This window comes from Mesorhizobium sp. M2D.F.Ca.ET.226.01.1.1, assembly GCF_004022705.2.
Classification (GTDB): domain Bacteria; phylum Pseudomonadota; class Alphaproteobacteria; order Rhizobiales; family Rhizobiaceae; genus Mesorhizobium.
In genome coordinates, this window is sequence record NZ_RZOY02000002.1 from 431,850 (window position 1) to 449,638 (window position 17,789).

At 64.6% G+C, this 17,789-nt stretch carries 14 protein-coding genes; 7 read left to right on the forward strand and 7 right to left on the reverse strand.

Translation table 11 applies throughout. The features are described from left to right. Window positions 1-59: 59 nt before the first annotated feature. From EN869_RS05940 to EN869_RS05955, 4 genes are all read right to left on the reverse strand, one after another. Window positions 60-1,268 carry an efflux RND transporter periplasmic adaptor subunit gene (locus EN869_RS05940; protein ID WP_127225350.1) on the reverse strand — a complete coding sequence of 403 codons (1,209 nt, stop codon included), beginning with the start codon at window positions 1,266-1,268 and terminating at the stop codon, window positions 60-62. A 363-nt stretch (window positions 1,269-1,631) separates the two neighbouring features. Then, window positions 1,632-3,053 carry a coniferyl aldehyde dehydrogenase gene (locus tag EN869_RS05945; protein ID WP_127225351.1) on the reverse strand — a complete coding sequence of 474 codons (1,422 nt, stop codon included), beginning with the start codon at window positions 3,051-3,053 and terminating at the stop codon, window positions 1,632-1,634. Window positions 3,054-3,177: 124 nt separating this feature from the next. After that, window positions 3,178-4,308 (reverse strand): patatin-like phospholipase family protein, encoded by a 1,131-nt coding sequence (locus EN869_RS05950; protein WP_127225352.1) that lies wholly within the window; start codon window positions 4,306-4,308, stop codon window positions 3,178-3,180. Window positions 4,309-4,499: 191 nt separating this feature from the next. Continuing rightward, the gene (locus EN869_RS05955) at window positions 4,500-5,585 is read right to left on the reverse strand and encodes a citrate synthase/methylcitrate synthase (protein ID WP_127225353.1); all 1,086 of its coding nucleotides are present in this window, start codon (window positions 5,583-5,585) and stop codon (window positions 4,500-4,502) included. Between the two features lie 89 nt (window positions 5,586-5,674). Between EN869_RS05955 and EN869_RS05960 the strand changes: the two genes are divergently transcribed. Next, complete coding sequence (locus EN869_RS05960) at window positions 5,675-6,817, forward strand: citrate synthase (RefSeq protein ID WP_127225354.1); 1,143 nt, start codon at window positions 5,675-5,677, stop codon at window positions 6,815-6,817. Window positions 6,818-7,020: 203 nt separating this feature from the next. Here the strand turns inward: EN869_RS05960 and phaR are convergent, their stop codons facing one another. Further along, window positions 7,021-7,614 carry a polyhydroxyalkanoate synthesis repressor PhaR gene (gene phaR / locus EN869_RS05965; RefSeq protein ID WP_127225355.1) on the reverse strand — a complete coding sequence of 198 codons (594 nt, stop codon included), beginning with the start codon at window positions 7,612-7,614 and terminating at the stop codon, window positions 7,021-7,023. Window positions 7,615-7,919: 305 nt separating this feature from the next. Here phaR and EN869_RS05970 point away from each other — a divergent pair, with 305 nt between their 5' ends. From EN869_RS05970 to EN869_RS05995, 6 genes are all read left to right on the forward strand, one after another. Beyond that, a complete protein-coding gene (locus tag EN869_RS05970) occupies window positions 7,920-9,104 on the forward strand; it encodes an acetyl-CoA C-acetyltransferase (protein WP_127225356.1) in 1,185 nt (394 codons plus the stop codon). A gap of 121 nt (window positions 9,105-9,225) precedes the next feature. Next, window positions 9,226-9,951 carry an acetoacetyl-CoA reductase gene (phbB, locus tag EN869_RS05975; RefSeq protein ID WP_127225357.1) on the forward strand — a complete coding sequence of 242 codons (726 nt, stop codon included), beginning with the start codon at window positions 9,226-9,228 and terminating at the stop codon, window positions 9,949-9,951. A 697-nt stretch (window positions 9,952-10,648) separates the two neighbouring features. After that, on the forward strand, window positions 10,649-14,092 hold the full coding sequence (locus EN869_RS05980) for a helicase-related protein (protein ID WP_127394957.1): 3,444 nt from the start codon (window positions 10,649-10,651) through the stop codon (window positions 14,090-14,092). A 70-nt stretch (window positions 14,093-14,162) separates the two neighbouring features. Then, the gene (locus tag EN869_RS05985) at window positions 14,163-14,549 is read left to right on the forward strand and encodes an RNA-binding S4 domain-containing protein (protein ID WP_127225358.1); all 387 of its coding nucleotides are present in this window, start codon (window positions 14,163-14,165) and stop codon (window positions 14,547-14,549) included. Window positions 14,550-14,699: 150 nt separating this feature from the next. After that, window positions 14,700-15,038, forward strand: a complete 339-nt coding sequence (fdxA, locus tag EN869_RS05990) for a ferredoxin FdxA (RefSeq protein ID WP_095767304.1) — start codon at window positions 14,700-14,702, stop codon at window positions 15,036-15,038. Between the two features lie 375 nt (window positions 15,039-15,413). Next, window positions 15,414-15,995, forward strand: a complete 582-nt coding sequence (locus EN869_RS05995; RefSeq protein ID WP_040974338.1) for a CarD family transcriptional regulator — start codon at window positions 15,414-15,416, stop codon at window positions 15,993-15,995. A gap of 254 nt (window positions 15,996-16,249) precedes the next feature. Here EN869_RS05995 and EN869_RS06000 read toward each other — a convergent pair whose 3' ends face one another. Next, window positions 16,250-17,020: an amino acid ABC transporter ATP-binding protein gene (locus tag EN869_RS06000; protein ID WP_127225359.1), complete on the reverse strand. Its 771-nt coding sequence runs from the start codon at window positions 17,018-17,020 to the stop codon at window positions 16,250-16,252. Next, window positions 17,017-17,697: an ABC transporter permease subunit gene (locus EN869_RS06005; protein WP_127225360.1), complete on the reverse strand. Its 681-nt coding sequence runs from the start codon at window positions 17,695-17,697 to the stop codon at window positions 17,017-17,019. The genes EN869_RS06000 and EN869_RS06005 overlap by 4 nt, the downstream gene beginning before the upstream one ends. Window positions 17,698-17,789 lie beyond the last annotated feature (92 nt).

The following is a 17,789-nucleotide window of genomic DNA, read 5'->3' on the forward strand; positions in this document are numbered from 1 at the left end:
TGCTTCAAAGGCTGCGAACTGCCGTCGCCTGATGGTCCGGCGACGGACGTGTCGTGCTTTTACTGCGTGCCGGCGGTGGCTTCGCCGATCAGCTTGTTGATGGTCGCCTGGTCGGCCTCGACCGGCTTCACCAGGTCGCCTTCCTTCACCAGTTCCTGACCGGCGACGATGATGCGCGCATCTTCCGGAATGCCGCCCAGCACCAGTCCGTGCGGCGTGTCGTCGACGAGGTCGATCGGGAAGAACGCCACCTTGTCGTCCTTGCCGACGGCGCGAATGCCGAGATCGCCCTTGTCGCCAAGCGTCACCACCGAGCGCGGCAGCATGACCGCATTGGTCGGCTCGGCGCTGAGCGTGATCTCGGCCGTCATGCCGGCGGGGATGGAGCCGTCGCCATTGGGGATCGCCACTTCGACGCGGAAGGTACGGGTCTGCGCCGATGCATCGCGGCTGATGTAGCGTACCGTACCGGTGACCTTCTGGTCGTTGACCAGGCGCACATCGGCCTCGTCGCCGATCTTGACGTAGCGCAGGTCGCGCTCGCTGATCTCGCCACGTGCGATCACCGGATCGAGCTTCAGGATCGTCGCCACCTCGCCGCCCTGCATCACCGAGCTGCCGAGTTCCACCGGAATGCGGTCGATGACACCGTCGAACGGCGCCTTGACCTCGTTGCGGTCGAGCTCGGCCTGCGCGGTGTCGAGCTGCGATTGCGCCTGGGTCAGGTTGGAGCGGGCGGTGTCGAGCTGCAGCTTTGGCAGATTGCCGGTCTTGGCCAGCCGCTCGGCGGCATCGAGCTCGGCCTTGCGCTGCACCACAAGCTGCTTCGCGTTGTCGACCATCGAGATCTTCTCTTCTGCAGCAAGCATCAGCACCAGGTCGCCAGTCTTGACGTGGTCGCCCTGCTTGACCGGCAGCCTGTCGATGACGCCGTTGACGCGCGTTGCAAGCACCGCGCGCTTGTCGGCCTCGGTGAGGCCCGAGATCCGTATCGCCCGCGCGAAGGTCTTGCGCGGCGGCGTCACCACCGCGACGGTACGCGGCGCGGCCTTGGGCTCGGCTTGCGCGGTGTTCGGCTTGGCCGCTTCCGGCTTCGCCGCGCCCGGCTTGCCCGCGTCAGCGGGCTTGTCGGTGGTGACCGACTTGTCGGTGGTAACCGACTTATTCGCGGCGCTGCCGACGGACGAAAATTCGCCTGTTCCCATCCAGGCGCCAAATCCGATGAGCACAGCTATGGCCGCAAGCTTGTGAAACCTGATTTTCGGCATCGTCATTTTCCGTTGCAGGGCCTGGCGAAGTCGGCGCTTCCGACTTCGGGCGCGCGGCCGATATGGGTGCGCGCAGGGTCCGGTTCAATTTGCCGTGATCGGCGAAGTGCGCCTTCTACCTGAAAGTTGCGGCGCAATATAGTCGGAAAAGTTGCGGGATCATTGCGCCAGGGAATGCAATACCTCGACAAAACGAAGCTTTTCTGCCAGCCGGCCGCACTTTTGCGGGCACGCAGATGACTTTCCCGAGGCTTCCCCAAGGTCACTGGCAGCAGCCGTCAGCATGATGCAAAAATCTTCGACATCCGGAGGCAATTGCATGGTTGAGCACGGCCCTGCCCCGCGCTCCCCGGCTTGAAGCTGTCAAGTGATGAGGTTCAGCAGCCGGAAGATACGCTCGAAGGTCTTGCCGTAAGGCGGGCGCAGCAGGCCGCCGGCGCTGAGCTTCGACTGGATGAAGATCGGCTTTTCCTTGCTGAAGGTGCGAAAGCCCCATTCGCCGTGATAGGCGCCGGTGCCGCTGTCGCCGACGCCGCCGAAAGGCTGCCGCTCCTGCACCAGATGCATCATGCAGTCATTGACCGTAACGCCGCCGGCTATGGTTTCCCGCATGACCCTCTGGCGGTTGGCGCTGTCGCCGCCGAACCAGTAGAGCGCCAACGGACGCTCGCCCCGGTTCACATGCTCGATGGCCTCGTCGACCGTGCCATATTCGATGATCGGCAGCACCGGTCCGAAAATCTCCTCGCGCATCAGCCGCAGACTGTCGCCGGCGTTGCGCACCAGCACGGGCGCCATCTTGCGGTCGCTGACGCCGAGCGTCTCATTCGCCGGATTGACCTCGGTGATGTCTGCGCCGCTGTCGCGCGCCTCGGCGACCATGTCGCTCAGCCGCCGATGATGCCGATCGCTGACGATGGCCGTATAGTCGGGGTTGTCGCCGAGGCGCGGATAGAGCTTGGCAATAGCGGCGGCAAACTTGGCCGCGATGGCCGCGCCCTGGCCTTGCGGGATCATGAGATAGTCCGGCGCGATGCAGGTCTGACCGGCATTGAGCAGCTTGCCATAGGCGACGCTGGCGACCGCCGCGTCGAGGTCGCAGGACGGGTCGAAGATTGCCGGCGACTTGCCGCCGAGTTCGAGCGTCACCGGCGTCAGATTGGCGGCGGCCGCCAGCGCGACCTGCCGCCCGATAGCGGTCGAGCCGGTGAATAGGAGATGGTCGAACGGCAACGACACGAACGCCTTGCCGACTTCCGCGTCGCCGACCATCACGCTGACCTCGTCAGCCGCGAAGTATTTCTCGACGAGGCCGGCGAGCAGGTCCGAAAACTTCGGCGTCAGCTCCGACGGCTTGATCAGCACGCGGTTGCCGGCCGCGAGCGCCGCGGTCGCCGGCGCGAGGGCGAGCTGGAAAGGATAGTTCCAGGGCGAGACGATGCCGACCACGCCGAGCGGCTGCGGCAAGAGGCGGTTGCGTCCCGGCAGGAACGGCAGGCTGGTTGCGACGCGCCGCTCGCGCATCCAACTGCGCAGATGCGACAGCGCATGCCTGACGCCGGCGCGCACGACGAACAATTCGGCAAGCCGCGTTTCCTGCGCCGAGCGGGCGGAAAAATCGCTGTCGATCGCAGCACAGATCTCGGCCTCGTGCTTTTCGGTGAGCGCGAGCAGGCGGTTCAGTCGGTCCTTGCGCACATCCAGCGTCGGGAAGGGTTCCTTCTCGAAGGCCCTGCACTGCGCTTCAAACCGGACTCCGAGCGCGTTCTGCCTGGTCTGCAGCATCGCAACCTCCCCTTACGTTCAGGTAAGACTACATCGCGTGACTGGCATGATCCAGCGCCCCGCCGGTTCCCCAAGGGAAGATGCTGACAGCCGGGACGGACCTGCTGACAGATATGGGAAGACCTTAAGCCCGACGCCGCGCGGATTCCGGCTTGATATGCGCGGCGAGGAATTCCTTCACGCGGCGCCCGGGCGCCGGGCCGCGCAATGGCTTGAAGCCGTCGTCGAGCTCGCCCGACAGGTCGAGCGTCGCTCGGGTCCCGACGGCGTCGTAGTTCTCTTCCAGCCAGTCGCTGGCAGCACTTCGGCCGAGGTCGCGCAGATAGGCGATGAAAGCCCACTCGGCATTGACCTTGGACGACGCCGAGAGGTCCTTGAAGGCCTCGTCGGCATCGATGCGGTGCATGCGGATGTCGCGATATTCGCCATGCGGCAGGCGTCCGGCCGCGATCAGTTCCTTGATGAAGGCGATCGAACGGAATTCGCGCAGCAGCCCGGCGTTGAAGGTGATCTCGTCGATGCGGTTCTGGATCTCGTTGGCGCTTTTCGGCGTGCCTTCGCGCACCACCGGATTGATCTGCACCAGAAGCACGTCCTCGGTCGCCGCCGTCTTGAAGAACGGATAGAGCGCCGGATTGCCGCCATAGCCGCCGTCCCAATAGGGCACGCCCTTGATCTCCACCGCCTGGAACAGTTGCGGCAGGCAGGCCGAGGCCATCACCGTATCGAGGTCGATCTCGCCATCGGAGAAGACGCGCAGCTGTCCCGTCTCGACATTGGTCGCCGAGATGAACAGTTCCATCGACTTGCAGGCGCGCACATTGTCGAAGTCGATCTCCTTCTCGACCACATCGCGCAGCGGATTGAGGCCGAGCGGGTTGGCGACATAAGGCGAAAACACCCGCGACATCGTGTCGAAGAAGACGTAGCCGGGCGTGTTCTCGATCGACCAGTTGCCCCAGACCACGTCCCACGGCATGCGCTGCACCGGGCTGAAGCGGCCTTTCGAAGCCACGGCGCGCCAGAAATCGTCGAGCTTTTTTCGCGCGCCTTCGACGCCGTCGCGCACCAAACCGTCGGCCAGCGCCACCGCGTTCATGGCGCCGGCACTGGTGCCAGACACCGCCGCGATCTCCAGCCTGCCGTCCTCGAGCAGGCGGTCGAGCACCCCCCAGGAGAAGGCGCCATGCGAGCCGCCGCCCTGAAGAGCGATGTTGATCTTCTTCTTGTCCTCCGCCTTGCCGTTCTTCGCCATGGCGTTCCTGTCCTGATGCGGCTGCCTGCCCCAGCGTTATCGCAGGGGGCGGCTTCTGCCTGCCTATGTTGCAGTGCAGCATATAAGGACGAACCAAGGCAAGAACACGGACAAACAAGCGTGATCACATGACATTTCGGTCATGAGATGCTCTTACCTCGCCCCCGCAAGGTGGGTCGAGGAACTGCTTCTCAAGCCACCAGATCGGGGACCGGCCCGATGTAACGCGACTGCGGCCTGATCAATCGCCCCGTGGCCTGCTGTTCGCGGGCATGCGCAATCCAGCCGGCGACACGGCCGGCGGCAAAGACGTTGGAGAATGCTTCTTTCGGGAAGCCGACCGCTTCCAGCAGAAGCGCGGTGTAGAATTCGACATTGGTCTGGATCGAGCGTTGCGGCTTGGCGATCCTGAGCACCTCGAGCGCCGCCTGTTCCACCGTCTCGGCGAAAGCGAGACGGCTACCGGTCTCGTTGCGCGAAGCGAGCTGCCGCACGACCGCTTTCAATGCGTCGGCGCGCGGATCGCGCACGCGGTAGATGCGATGGCCGAATCCCATGATGCGCCGACCATGCGCGATCTCATTACGCACCCATGCGGTCGCATCGCCGCTCTCCTCGATAGCGTCCAGCATCTCGATCACTGGCCCCGGCGCGCCGCCATGCAGCGGGCCTTTCAGCGCGCCGAGCCCGGCCAGGATCGCCGAGATTAGTCCGGCCTGCGTCGACGCCACCACGCGCGTCGCGAAGGTCGAGGCATTGAGCCCGTGGTCGCACACGGTCACCAGGTAGCTGTCCAATGCCCTGGCGAGCGCGGGCGACGCGGCGCCGGAAAGCATCCGCAGCATGTCGCGGGCATGATCGGCTTTTGCATCGGGAGCGATCGGCACCTCGCCGCGGCCAAGGCGCAGCAGCGCCGGCGTCAGAACCGCCGGCGCCGCGATCAAGCGCAGCGCATCGGCAAGCGCGTCGCCGTCCGGCAGGATGGCCATGCCGGCCCGCATGCCGCTGTAGATATCGAGGGGCGCAAGCTGGGTGAGCATCGGCCGCACGCGATCGAACACGTCGACGCGCGCCTTGCCGATGGCTTTCTCCAGCTCGGCATCGCTTGGGAGATCGTCGAAGAAGCCGTCGAACAGCAGTCGTACCACCTGCGCGTAGTGCCAGCGGCCGGCGAGCTCCGCCAGCGAATGGCCGCGGATGGTCAGATGCCCACCCGCGCCGTCGACATCGGAAAGCACCGTGTCGGCCGCCACAACATCATCGAGCCCATTTGCCATGATCGTCTCCTTGACCTTTTGCGCATTGCAATTAATGCTGCCCAATCAATGCATCAATCTTGATCAATATAATCAATGTGAGGCGGTGCATGACGGAATGGCTGACGCGGGAGCAGGCGCTGGAGCGGCTGAATGTCAGGCCGCAGACGCTCTATGCCTATGTCAGCCGCGGCCGCATCGGCATGAAGCCGGACGATGCCGACCCCCGCCGCAGCCAGTACCGCGCCGACGATATCGCAGCACTTGCCACGCGCCGCGAGCGGGGGCGAAGCCCGCAGGCGATCGCCGAGAGCGCCATCGCCTGGGGCGAACCGGCGATCACCACATCGGTCTCGACGGTGCTGCATGGCCGTCTCATCTATCGCGGCAAGGACGCGGTGGTGCTTTCGGCGACGGCGACATTGGAGGAGACCGCCGAACTCCTGTGGGCTTCCGACCGTCCGGTGTCGTTCGCTTCGCTGACCGCTTCGGCCGCAAGGCACAGCGGCACGCCAACGGCATTTGCCAGGCTGTCGGCGCTCGCGGCCGAAGGCTGGCCCTCGCTCGGCCGCAGGCCGGCCATGCTGCAGCAGGACGGCGCCACCGCCACCAGCGCGCTGGCCGCGGCACTCGGCGCGGCGCCGGGTTCCGAATCCGTACATACGCGGCTGGCGCAGGGCTGGTCGGTGGAAGACGAGGGCGCGGATCTCATCCGCAAGGCGCTGGTGCTTTTGGCCGATCACGAGCTCAACGCCTCGACCTTTGCCGCCCGCGTCGCCGCCTCCACCGGCGCGCCGGTCGCCGCCTGCCTGCTCGCCGGTCTCGCCACCCTCACCGGCCCGCGCCACGGCGGTGCGGGCGCGGCGGCGATCGCGCTGGTCGAGGATGCGGAGCGACTGGGCCCCGATGAAGCAATCGCCCGCTGGCTGGCGCATGACCGGCCGCTGCCCGGCTTCGGCCACCCGCTCTATCCGGAAGGCGATCCGCGCGCCGAAGGGCTTTTTTCCGGCCTCAAAATCGACGATGGCCTATCGCGGCTGCGCAAGGCGGTCCTCGCCGCAACCGGCTTGCATCCGAACATCGATTTCGCGCTCGCCGCGATGACCCGCAGCCTGCGCCTGCCCCCCGACGCCCCCTTCCGCCTGTTCGCGCTCGGCCGCAGCATTGGCTGGACGGCGCATGCCATCGAGCAGGTGACCAGCAACAGGCTGATCCGGCCACGCGCCCGCTATGACGGCCCGGTCGGGATTTAGTGGACGCCGATGGGTCCAAAGGGTGAAGCGCTCAGCGCTTTGCCTTGCGGTAAGGCGCGCCAGGGTGTGCCGAGATTCGGATCAGGCCGTGTCGAGAACGATGGCTGCCGAGGACCGGAGCGGACCGTACTCAAAGTACGTGAGCCCCGGAAGCGCAGGCAGCCGTCGTTCGCAGGCCGGCCTCACCCGAATATCGGCATACCCTAAGACATCGTGTCGAGCTTACGCTGCATCGCCGCAATCTGCGCCTTCAATTCCTGCAGATCGTCGGACTTCTCTTCCTTCTTCGGCGGTTCGGCCGGGGCCGTGGCATTGCCGCCGGCGGGCGGGAACGGCGTGAACATGCGCATGGCGTTCTGGAACATCTCGACATTGCGGCGCGTCTGTTCCTCGAGCGCCTTCATCGGCGTCTTCATCATGTCGATCGGCGTCTTGCCGAAGGCGCCCTTGAGCTGCTCGCGAAACCGCTCCTGCTCTTTGGAGAAGGCAATCATCGATTGTTCGAGGAAGCTCGGCACGATCATCTGCATCTGATCGCCGTAAAAGGAGATCAGCTGGCGCAGGAACGGGATCGGCAGCATGTTCTGGCCGTCCTTGTTCTCCAGCTCGAAGATGATCTGCGTCAGCACCGGATGGGTGATGTCGTCGCCGGTCTTGGCGTCCTGGACCGTGAACTCTTCGCCCTTCTTGACCATCTCGGCCAGGTCCTCGAGCGTCACATAGGTGCTCGTGCCGGTGTTGTAGAGCCGGCGATTGGCATACTTCTTGATGACGATCGGGTCGTCTTTTGCGGCCATCCGTATCCTCCCCAGGACACCGGCACCTCTAGGAGTAAGCGGCCGGTAACGATTGCGCCCTCTATCGAGGATACGCGCAAAAGCCTCACAATTCCAAGTGGTTTGTGCACTGCGGCATCAATTAATGCTGCACAGCCCATTGCAGAATCGGCTGCATGGCCAACGTCATGTTACCGCGACTGGTGCGCGCTCTGCTTGCCGCGCATGACGGTCATGCCCATTTCCGGTTTGACTCAAGGGTTCGAACGGGCAAGAAAGTCCTAAAGGATCCCGAAAATAAGACCACTCGAAGTCTGGAGAAGAAAATGTCCGCTTCCAATTCAACTGTCATCGCCAGCGCCGCCCGCACCGCGGTTGGTTCCTTCAACGGCAGTTTCGCCGCCACGCCGGCACATGAGCTCGGCGCCGTCGTCATCAGGGAGCTGCTGACGCGGGCGAATGTCGAGGCCGCGGAAGTCGATGAGGTTATCCTCGGCCAGGTGCTGACCGCCGCGCAAGGGCAGAACCCGGCACGCCAGGCCTCGATCAACGCCGGCCTGCCGAAGGAAACCACCGCCTGGGGCCTCAACCAGGTCTGCGGCTCGGGCCTGCGGGCCATTGCGCTTGGCATGCAGCAGATCGCCGCCGGCGACGCCAGGGTGATCATCGCCGGCGGCCAGGAATCGATGTCGTTGTCGCCGCATGCCGAGCATCTGCGCGCCGGCGTCAAGATGGGCGACTACAAGATGATCGACACCATGATCAAGGACGGCCTGTGGGACGCTTTCAACGGCTACCACATGGGCAACACCGCCGAGAACGTCGCCCGCCAGTTCCAGATCACCCGCGAAACCCAGGACGAGTTCGCGCTTGCCTCGCAGAACAAGGCAGAGGCCGCGCAGAAGGCCGGCAAATTCAAGGACGAGATCGTCGCCTTCACCATCAATGGCAAGAAGGGCGATACCGTCGTCGACCAGGACGAGTATATCCGCCATGGCGCGACGCTCGACGCCATGACCAAGCTGAAGCCCGCTTTCGACAAGGACGGCACGGTCACCGCCGCGAACGCTTCCGGGATCAATGACGGCGCTGCCGGCGCGCTGCTGATGACCGAGGCCGAGGCCGCCCGCCGCGGCATCACCCCGCTGGCGCGCATCGCCTCCTGGGCGACCGCCGGCGTGGACCCGGCGATCATGGGCACCGGACCTATTCCCGCCTCGAAGCGAGCGCTGGAGAAGGCCGGCTGGTCGGTCAAGGACCTCGATCTCGTCGAGGCCAACGAGGCCTTCGCCGCGCAGGCCTGCGCCGTCAACCAGGGCATGGGCTGGGACCCCTCGATCGTCAACGTCAATGGCGGCGCCATCGCCATCGGTCATCCGATCGGCGCGTCCGGCGCCCGCATCTTCAACACGCTGGTCTACGAGATGCGCCGCCGCGGCGCCAAGAAAGGCCTCGCCACCCTTTGCATTGGCGGCGGCATGGGCGTCGCCATGTGCGTGGAAGCGCTGTGAGCGAATAGCAAATAGGGAGTAGCGAATAGGGGAAGAAAAAGCGACGTGCGGCGGGACATCAAATCCCTACTCGCTATTCGCTGCTCCCTATTCGCTCAGACGATTTCAAAGGGAGGACCACATGAGCAAAGTAGCAATCGTCACCGGCGGATCGCGCGGCATTGGTGCTGCGGTATCGGTCGCCTTGAAGAACGCCGGCTATTCGGTCGCGGCCAACTATGCCGGCAATGACGAGGCGGCCCAGAAATTCAAGGCCGAGACCGGCATCCCGGTCTACAAATGGTCCGTCGCAGACTACGAGGCCTGTGTTGCCGGCATCAAGCAGGTCGAAGCCGATCTCGGCCCGGTCGGCGTGCTGGTCAACAATGCCGGCATCACCCGCGACGCCATGTTCCACAAGATGACGCCCTCGCAGTGGAAGGAAGTGATCGACACCAACCTCTCCGGCGTCTTCAACATGACGCATCCTCTGTGGAACGGCATGCGCGACCGCAAGTTCGGCCGCGTCATCACCATTTCCTCGATCAACGGCCAAAAGGGCCAGGCCGGGCAGGTCAACTATTCGGCGTCGAAGGCTGGCGATATCGGCTTCTCGAAGGCGCTCGCACAAGAAGGGGCACGTGCGGGCATCACCGTCAACGTCATCTGTCCAGGCTATATCGCCACCGATATGGTCAAGGCGATCGACGAGAAGGTGCTCAACGAGCGCATCATTCCGCAGATCCCGGTCGGTCGCCTCGGTGAGCCGGAAGAGATCGCGCGCTGCGTCGTCTTCCTGGCCTCCGACGAGGCCGGCTTCATCACCGGCTCGACCATCACCGCGAATGGCGGCCAGTATTTCGTCTAAGACCTAATTGTTACCAAGGCGGCCCTGACACCGGGCCGCCTTTTCGCCCGCCGGCAGGGGCGGCGCGACACCTTGCCTCAATTCGGCACGCAAAGGTTAACAGCCCGGACGGCGTGCTGTGCGCAACCGCTTCACAAGCTGTGAGTTATCGGTGGGTAAGCTGTGGACAACACCATATCTGGGGGTGAACAAACCAGGAAACTTTGTCCATCTCTGATTCGTCGCCGATTCGTTCCGGCTTTGGTCGAGAAGTTAACGGCGGACGGCGCAAACGTCATTAAAATCGTTAAAAGCGATTAAGAAAAATCAACAATTTCATAATCTTGAGGGCGGCCCTCCAGTCGAGCGCGATCGTTCACCGGCAAAGGTTAACGACGACTCGGCTCCAGCGGAGGCAAAGCATGAATTGGGCCAATTTCCTGATTCAGCATGTGGTGAGACTCAGCGTCAAAAAATCCACATATAGCCGTGAACAAAACCTGAATCAGAGAGAGTCAGCGATTCGTCGCCGATTCGTTCCAGACTCGTTCCACCCGTTAATAACAGCCGCTTTTGCACGGCCCCGGCCGGGCTCGTTTGGCCCTAAAGGAACATTCCGCTTTCGCTTCGCGCCCGAAGTCCCTATGTGTCGCCTGTCACATGCGGCGGCGCCGCCGTGCTTCAGACTATAAGCGGCAGAAACCTTATTTCCGGGCCGATGAACATCCAGCCGAAACATTCCCAGCCGCTGATCCTTTCCGGCCGCGACGTGACGGCCGTGCTAGGCCCCACCAACACCGGCAAGACCCATCTCGCCATCGAGCGCATGGTCGCGCATGAGACCGGCATCATCGGCCTGCCGCTGAGACTGCTTGCCCGCGAGGTCTATGCCCGCGTCTGCGAGAAGGTCGGCGCCCACAAGGTGGCGCTGATCACCGGCGAGGAGAAGATCGTGCCTGCCGGGGCAAAATATTCGGTGTGCACCGTCGAGGCGATGCCGCGCGAGACCGACGCCGCCTTCGTCGCCATCGACGAGGTCCAGCTCGCAGGCGATCTCGAACGCGGGCATATCTTCACCGACCGCATCCTGCATCTGCGCGGCCGCCAGGAGACGCTGCTTCTGGGTGCCGCCACCATGCATGGCATCCTGCAGAAGCTGTTGAAGGGCGTGTCGGTGGTGACGCGGCCGCGGCTTTCGCATCTTGCCTATTCCGGCTCGAAGAAGCTCACCCGCCTGCCGCGGCGGACGGCGATCGTCGCCTTCTCCGCCGACGAGGTCTATGCCATCGCCGAGCTGATCCGCCGTCAGCAAGGGGGCGCGGCCGTCGTGCTCGGCGCGCTCTCGCCGCGCACCCGCAACGCTCAGGTGGAGATCTTCCAGTCAGGCGACGTCGACTATCTCGTAGCCACCGACGCCATCGGCATGGGGCTGAACCTCGACCTCGAGCACGTCGCCTTCGCTCAGAACCGCAAGTTCGACGGCTACCAGTACCGCAACCTGACCGCCGCCGAGCTCGGCCAGATCGCCGGCCGCGCCGGCCGGCATCTGCGTGACGGCACCTTCGGCGTCACCGGCCAGGTCGATCCTTTCGACGAGGATCTGGTAGCCAAGATCGAGGCGCATGACTTCGACCCGGTGAAGGTGTTGCAGTGGCGCACCGCCGATTTCGATTTTTCCAGCCTCGATCAACTGAAGCGCTCGATCGAGACCAATGCGCCGGTCGAGGGCCTGACTCGCGCGCTGCCGGCTGTCGACGCGCAGGCGCTGGAGCATCTGTCGAAGGACGGCGACATCCGCGCTTTGGCAACCGGCAAGGAGCGCGTCGCGCTGCTGTGGGAGGCCTGCGCGCTCCCCGACTACCGCAAGATCGCGCCGGCCCAGCACGCTGACCTCATCGCCTCGATCTATATGGACCTTGCACGCCACGGCCATGTCGATGAGAATTACATGGCCGAGCAGGTGCGGCGCGCCGACACGACGGAAGGCGACATCGACACGCTGTCGCACCGCATTGCCCAGATCCGCACCTGGACTTTCGTCTCCAACAGGCCTGGCTGGCTGGCCGATCAGCTACACTGGCAGGAAAAGACGCGCGAAATCGAAGACAGATTGTCCGATGCGCTGCATGAGCGGTTGACGAAACGCTTCGTAGACCGCAGGACTTCCGTCCTCATGCGGCGCCTTAGAGAAAATACCATGCCTGAAGCCGAAATCAGCCCAACCGGAACCGTCCTCGTCGAAGGTCATCATGTCGGCGAGTTGCAAGGGTTTCGCTTCACCGCCGACCAGAGCGCCGGCGGCGAGGACGCCAAGGCGGTGCGCACCGCTGCCCAGAAGGCGCTTGCGGCCGAGTTCGACGTGCGCGCGGAACGCTTTGCCGCCTGCGCCAATGGCGATGTGGCCTTGGGCTCCGACGGTGTCCTGCGCTGGATCGGCGCGCCGATCGGCACGCTGGTTGCCGGTGACGAGGCGCTGAAGCCGCGTCTGGTCCTGCTTGCTGACGAGCAGCTGACCGGCCCTGCCCGCGACAAGGTCGCCGCGCGCGCCGAGCGTTTCGTCAATTTCCAGATCGAGTCGCTTTTGAAGCCACTGGTCGATCTGAAGAACGCCGACCAGCTCACCGGCATCGCGCGCGGCATCGCCTTCCAGCTCGTCGAGCATTTCGGCCTGATCAATCGCCGCGACATCGCCGAGGAGATGAAGACGCTCGACCAGGAAGGCCGGGCCGCGCTGCGCCGCCTCGGCGTGCGCTTCGGCGCCTACCATGTATTCGTGCCGGCGCTGATCAAGCCGGCGCCGGCCGGTCTGGTGACGCTGCTGTGGGCTCTGAAGAACGACGGCAAGGACAAGCCAGGCTTCGGCGACGTGGTGCATGCGCTGGCCTCGGGCCGTACCTCGGTGGTCATCGACCCGGCCTTCGACAAGACCTTCTACAAGCTCGCCGGCTATCGCAATCTCGGCCGCCGCGCCGTGCGCATCGATATCCTCGAGCGGCTTGCCGATCTCATCCGCCCGGCGACCAACTGGAAGCCCGGCCTCGGCCAGCGTCCGGACGGCGCCTATGACGGCCACGCCTTCATGGTGACGCCGCCGATGATGTCGATCCTCGGCGCTACCGCCGACGACATGGAAGAGATCCTCAAAGGTCTTGGCTACCGCGCCGAGCCCAAGCCCGCGGCCGAAGTGAAGGCGAAGCTCGAAGCCCAGAACAATGCCGCTCGCGAAGCGGCCGCGGCCAAGCTCGCGGCGCAAGAGGCCGCGCGTGCCGCGCAAGCGGCGGCGGCTGAAGTTGCGACGACGGACACGGTTGCCGACACATCGGCCGAGGGGTCTGAGCCGGCCGCCGTCGAACCCGCAGCCGAAACGCCGGCTGAAGCCGTCGCGGAAGTGGCAGCGGAACCTGTCGCGGGAGAGCAGGACGTTTCGGTCGGGGTCGCGGAAGAGGCTCCGGCTGTGGAAGAGACCGCAGCGGTGGACATTGCTGCAGCGACTGACGCGGCCGTAAGCGCCGACGCTTTTACCTCCCCCTCGATGGGGGAGGTCGCGGCGCGAAGCGACGCGGGTGGGGGTGACGGTGCCGACGATGCAGGCAGTGCCGATACTACCGACGCCGGCGCTCCCCCCGCCCCGGCGCTGCGCGCCGACCCTCCCCACGAGGGGGAGGGTAAGGCCAGCGAAACTCCGGCCGAGGCTGAAGAGCCCAAGCCCATCCTTCTGTGGCGGCAGGCGCGCTTCGACCATCAGCGGCCGCGCCATCGTCATGACAACCGCCGTGACAATCGTCCGCGCGGTGGCCAGCCCGCACGCGGGGCGGATGCCACAAGCGGCCAGCCCGGCGACAAGCCTGCCCATGAGGGTCGGCGCGACGGTGCCGGCAAGCCGCGCTTTGACCGCTCGAAATACAAGCCGCGTCCGGAGACGGGTCGCGAAGGTGGTGAACGGCGCGAAGGCAGGCCGCAAGGCGAGCGCCCGGATCGCCACGAGGGGGGGCGCCGCGAGGGCCGGCCGGACTGGAAGGGCAACAGGCAGGACGCCAAGGGGAACGCTCCGGGCGGCAAGCCGGCCTTCCAGAGCAAGCCGCGCGAGAAGCGCCCGCAGCGCTTCGACCCGGATTCCCCCTTTGCCAAGCTTGCCGCCTTGCGCGACCAGCTGAAGAAATAGGCCAGAGCATGATCCCGAAAGGTGGGAACCGGTTTTCGGGCGAGATCATGCTCCAACAAAGCTAGCCCCGATGGTTGGAGAAGGCCGCCAACGCATCGACAAATGGCTGTTCTTCTCGCGCGCCGTGAAGTCGCGGTCCCTGGCGGCGAAGGTCGTCGTCGCCGGACGCGTCCGCATCAATCGCGACAAAGCAGCGCAGGCCTCGGATCTGGTGAAGCCAGGTGATGTGCTGACCATCACGCTGGAGGGCCGCATCCTCGTCTGGAAAGTCTTGAACTGCGGCACGCGACGCGGCCCGTCGGACGAGGCGCGGCTGCTTTACGAGGACATGTCGCCTGCGCCGACGCCAAAAGGCGAGGCCGTTCCCGATGCCATTCCGGCGTTGCGCGAGGCCAGCAGCGGCCGCCCGACCAAACGCGAGCGGCGGCAGACCGACCGGCTGCTCGGCGAAGATTGAGGCACGACGCCGTGTCCTTGCGGCAGGCGGAAGAAAATTCCATTCCGAAAGACACGGGCCGCGCCCGCAACCCCTGCCCTTGCATGCGGCGGGCAAAGGGGTTACCTCACCTGAAAAAGCCGAGCAAATCGGGACGTTCCGGAGCCTGCAATGACCTATGTCGTGACCGACAATTGCATCAAATGCAAATACATGGACTGCATCGAGGTCTGTCCGGTCGACTGTTTCTACGAGGGCGAGAACATGCTCGTCATCCATCCCGACGAGTGCATCGACTGCGGCGTCTGCGAGCCTGAATGCCCGGCCGATGCGATCAAGCCGGACACCGAGGGCGGCCTCGACAAATGGTTGCAGATCAATTCCGAATACGCCGAGAAATGGCCCAACATCACTGCCAAGAAAGAGCCGCCGGCCGACGCCAAGACCTTTGACGGCGAGACCGGAAAGTTCGAGAAATATTTCTCGGCGGAGCCCGGCGAAGGCGATTGATATAGGCGCCGGTAGCGCCGGTGTGACGCGGCGTAACGTGGCCGAAACAACTGCTGTCTTGACAGGCAGCGGTGTCGTTTGACGTGAGCGAACGCAGCAAAACCTTGATTCTTCCGACTTTTTGTGTTACATGAGCAAAACATGCCGGTGACACGACGTCGATTTATGGCGCTAACGCCCCAAATCACTGAAAGGTGAGCTTCTCAAACCCGAGCCAGAGCGATCTGGGACAGGCGGCCGCATTCGTGCGCTTTGCTGGTCTCGGCTTTTTCCGGCAGGTTCACCTGTTGTGCGGCTAATGGCCGGTCATCGCCGGTCACACGAGTTCAGCCGGCGCCGCCATGCCGGCGCTACAACCAAGGAGTTCAGGGCGTAATGGCAACGATAACCCCGCAGAAGAAGTCCACCGCGGCCCGCCACGGGTTCAAAACCGGCGAGTTCATCGTCTACCCGGCGCATGGCGTCGGCCAGATCGTGGCGATCGACGAGCAGGAAGTGGCAGGTCACAAGCTGGAACTGTTCGTCATCGACTTCCAGAAGGACAAGATGCGGCTCAAGGTGCCGGTCGCCAAGGCGACCTCGATCGGCATGCGCAAGCTGTCGGAAGAGGACTATGTCGACCGTGCGCTGAAGGTGGTGCAGGGCCGCGCCCGCATCAAGCGCACCATGTGGTCGCGCCGCGCGCAGGAATATGACGCCAAGATCAATTCCGGCGACCTGATCTCGATCTCGGAAGTGGTGCGCGACCTCTATCGCGCCGACAACCAGCCGGAGCAGTCCTATTCCGAGCGTCAGCTCTATGAAGCCGCGCTCGACCGCATGGCCCGCGAGATCGCCGCAGTGAACCGTATGTCGGAGACCGAAGCGGTGCGCCTCATCGAGGTCAACCTCAACAAGGGTCCGAAGCGCGGCGCCAAGGCCGACAACGAGGAAGCCGAGCAGGAAGAAGCTGCCTGAGCTTTTCCGCTTTTGGAGTACGAAGAACCCGGCCTCGCGCCGGGTTTTTTGTTTGTGGACTCTCGCATACGGCGCCCCCCTCACTCAGCCTCCGCTTCGCTCGACTGACCTCTCCCCCAGGGAGAGGAGGCGGTCAGCGCTGGCGCCAAGCTCTTCTCCCCATCGGGGAGAAGGTGGCCGCGAAGCGGTCGGATGAGGGGCCGGCGCCGTCCTAAGCGATTGGCCCCACGAAAGGGGAAAGTCAGCAGGCTCGCTCAGCCGCCCCCTTCCCTCTGCGCCTCTTCCTGGCGCAGCGAGGCGATGAAGCGCCTCGTGCGCTCGCGCTCGGGATTGTCGAACACCACCGACGCCGGGCCTTTCTCGACCACGACGCCTGCATCGAGGAACACGACCTCTTGCGCGATCTTGGAGGCGAGCCGAAGGTCATGCGTGGCCATCACCATGGTCGTGCCCTCGCGCGCAAGCTGCCCGAGCACGTCGACCACTTCCTGCGCCAGTTCCGGGTCGAGCGCCGAGGTCGGCTCGTCGCACAACAGCACGCGCGGCGAGGGCGCCAGCGCGCGGGCGATCGCCACGCGCTGCTGCTGGCCGCCGGACAGCGTCGCCGGCCAGGCATCGGCCTTGTGCGCCATGCCGACCTTTTCGAGCAGCGCCATCGCTCGCTCTCGCGCCCTCGGCTCGGGCCATCTCAGCACCGTAACCAGCCCTTCCATGACATTCTCGATCGCCGTGCGATGCGGGAAGAGCTGGAAATTCTGGAACACCATGCCGGTCTGCAGGCGGATGCGCTGGATATCCTTGGCCGGCACCTTTACGCCAGGATGGAAGTCCAGCGTCTCCTCGCCGATGCGCAAGCTGCCGGAGGTCGGGATCTCCAGGAGGTTGATGCAGCGCAGCAGCGTGCTCTTGCCGCCGCCAGAAGGGCCGACCAGCGCCGTCACGCTGCCCTCGTCGAGGCTGACGCTGACCCCTTTCAGCACCAGATTGTCGCCGAAGCGCTTTTCTATATTGGTGAGGCCGATCATGCGTTGGCCTCCAGGAACCCGCCATAGCGGTTGAGCCGTACCTCCAGCCGCGCCTGCAGCGCGGATAGCACCGAGCTCAATGCGAGATAGAGCGCCGCCGCCTCGACATAGAGGATCAGCGGCTCATAGGTGGTGGCGACGATGCGCTGCGCGGCCTGGAACATCTCCGGCACCGTGATCGCCGCCGCCAGCGAAGTGTCCTTGACCAGCGAGATGAAGGTGTTGGAAAGCGGCGGCACCGCGACGCGGCCGGCCTGCGGCAGGATCGTGCGCCGCATCGCCTGGCTCCAGGTCATGCCGATCGAATAGGAAGCTTCCCATTGGCCCTTTGGCACCGAGCCGATGACGGCGCGGATGATCTCCGACGTATAGGCGCCGATATTGAGCGTGAAGCCGATCAGCGCCGCGGGGAAGGCATCGAGCAGGATGCCGGCCGACGGCAAGCCGTAGAAGATCAGGAACAGTTGAACGAGCAGCGGCGTGCCGCGGAAAATCCAGACGTAGAAGCGCACCAGCGCGACCAGCGGCTTCGGCCCGAACAGCCTTATCAACGCCGTCACCAGCCCGGCGATGAGGCCGAGTGCGAACGACAGGAGCGTCAGCGGCACGGTAAAGATCAGCGCCGCCCATAACAGCGTCGGCAACGATTCCAGCATCAATTGCAGCCAGTGCGGCACGGGGCGCTTCTCCTTTCCAGATACGGCGGCACCTTCCCCCGTACGGAATGACTATCATGCAAAAACCGGCGGGCCGTCAAAAACGGCCCCCG

What these genes read in the sequence shown, in the direction of transcription:
- EN869_RS05940 (WP_127225350.1), bottom strand. Translation starts at nt 1,268, where the DNA reads ATGCCGAAAATCAGGTTTCACAAGCTTGCGGCCATAGCTGTGCTCATC.
- EN869_RS05945 (WP_127225351.1), bottom strand. Translation starts at nt 3,053, where the DNA reads ATGCTGCAGACCAGGCAGAACGCGCTCGGAGTCCGGTTTGAAGCGCAG.
- EN869_RS05950 (WP_127225352.1), bottom strand. Translation starts at nt 4,308, where the DNA reads ATGGCGAAGAACGGCAAGGCGGAGGACAAGAAGAAGATCAACATCGCT.
- EN869_RS05955 (WP_127225353.1), bottom strand. Translation starts at nt 5,585, where the DNA reads ATGGCAAATGGGCTCGATGATGTTGTGGCGGCCGACACGGTGCTTTCC.
- EN869_RS05960 (WP_127225354.1), top strand. Translation starts at nt 5,675, where the DNA reads ATGACGGAATGGCTGACGCGGGAGCAGGCGCTGGAGCGGCTGAATGTC.
- phaR (WP_127225355.1), bottom strand. Translation starts at nt 7,614, where the DNA reads ATGGCCGCAAAAGACGACCCGATCGTCATCAAGAAGTATGCCAATCGC.
- EN869_RS05970 (WP_127225356.1), top strand. Translation starts at nt 7,920, where the DNA reads ATGTCCGCTTCCAATTCAACTGTCATCGCCAGCGCCGCCCGCACCGCG.
- phbB (WP_127225357.1), top strand. Translation starts at nt 9,226, where the DNA reads ATGAGCAAAGTAGCAATCGTCACCGGCGGATCGCGCGGCATTGGTGCT.
- EN869_RS05980 (WP_127394957.1), top strand. Translation starts at nt 10,649, where the DNA reads ATGAACATCCAGCCGAAACATTCCCAGCCGCTGATCCTTTCCGGCCGC.
- EN869_RS05985 (WP_127225358.1), top strand. Translation starts at nt 14,163, where the DNA reads ATGGTTGGAGAAGGCCGCCAACGCATCGACAAATGGCTGTTCTTCTCG.
- fdxA (WP_095767304.1), top strand. Translation starts at nt 14,700, where the DNA reads ATGACCTATGTCGTGACCGACAATTGCATCAAATGCAAATACATGGAC.
- EN869_RS05995 (WP_040974338.1), top strand. Translation starts at nt 15,414, where the DNA reads ATGGCAACGATAACCCCGCAGAAGAAGTCCACCGCGGCCCGCCACGGG.
- EN869_RS06000 (WP_127225359.1), bottom strand. Translation starts at nt 17,020, where the DNA reads ATGATCGGCCTCACCAATATAGAAAAGCGCTTCGGCGACAATCTGGTG.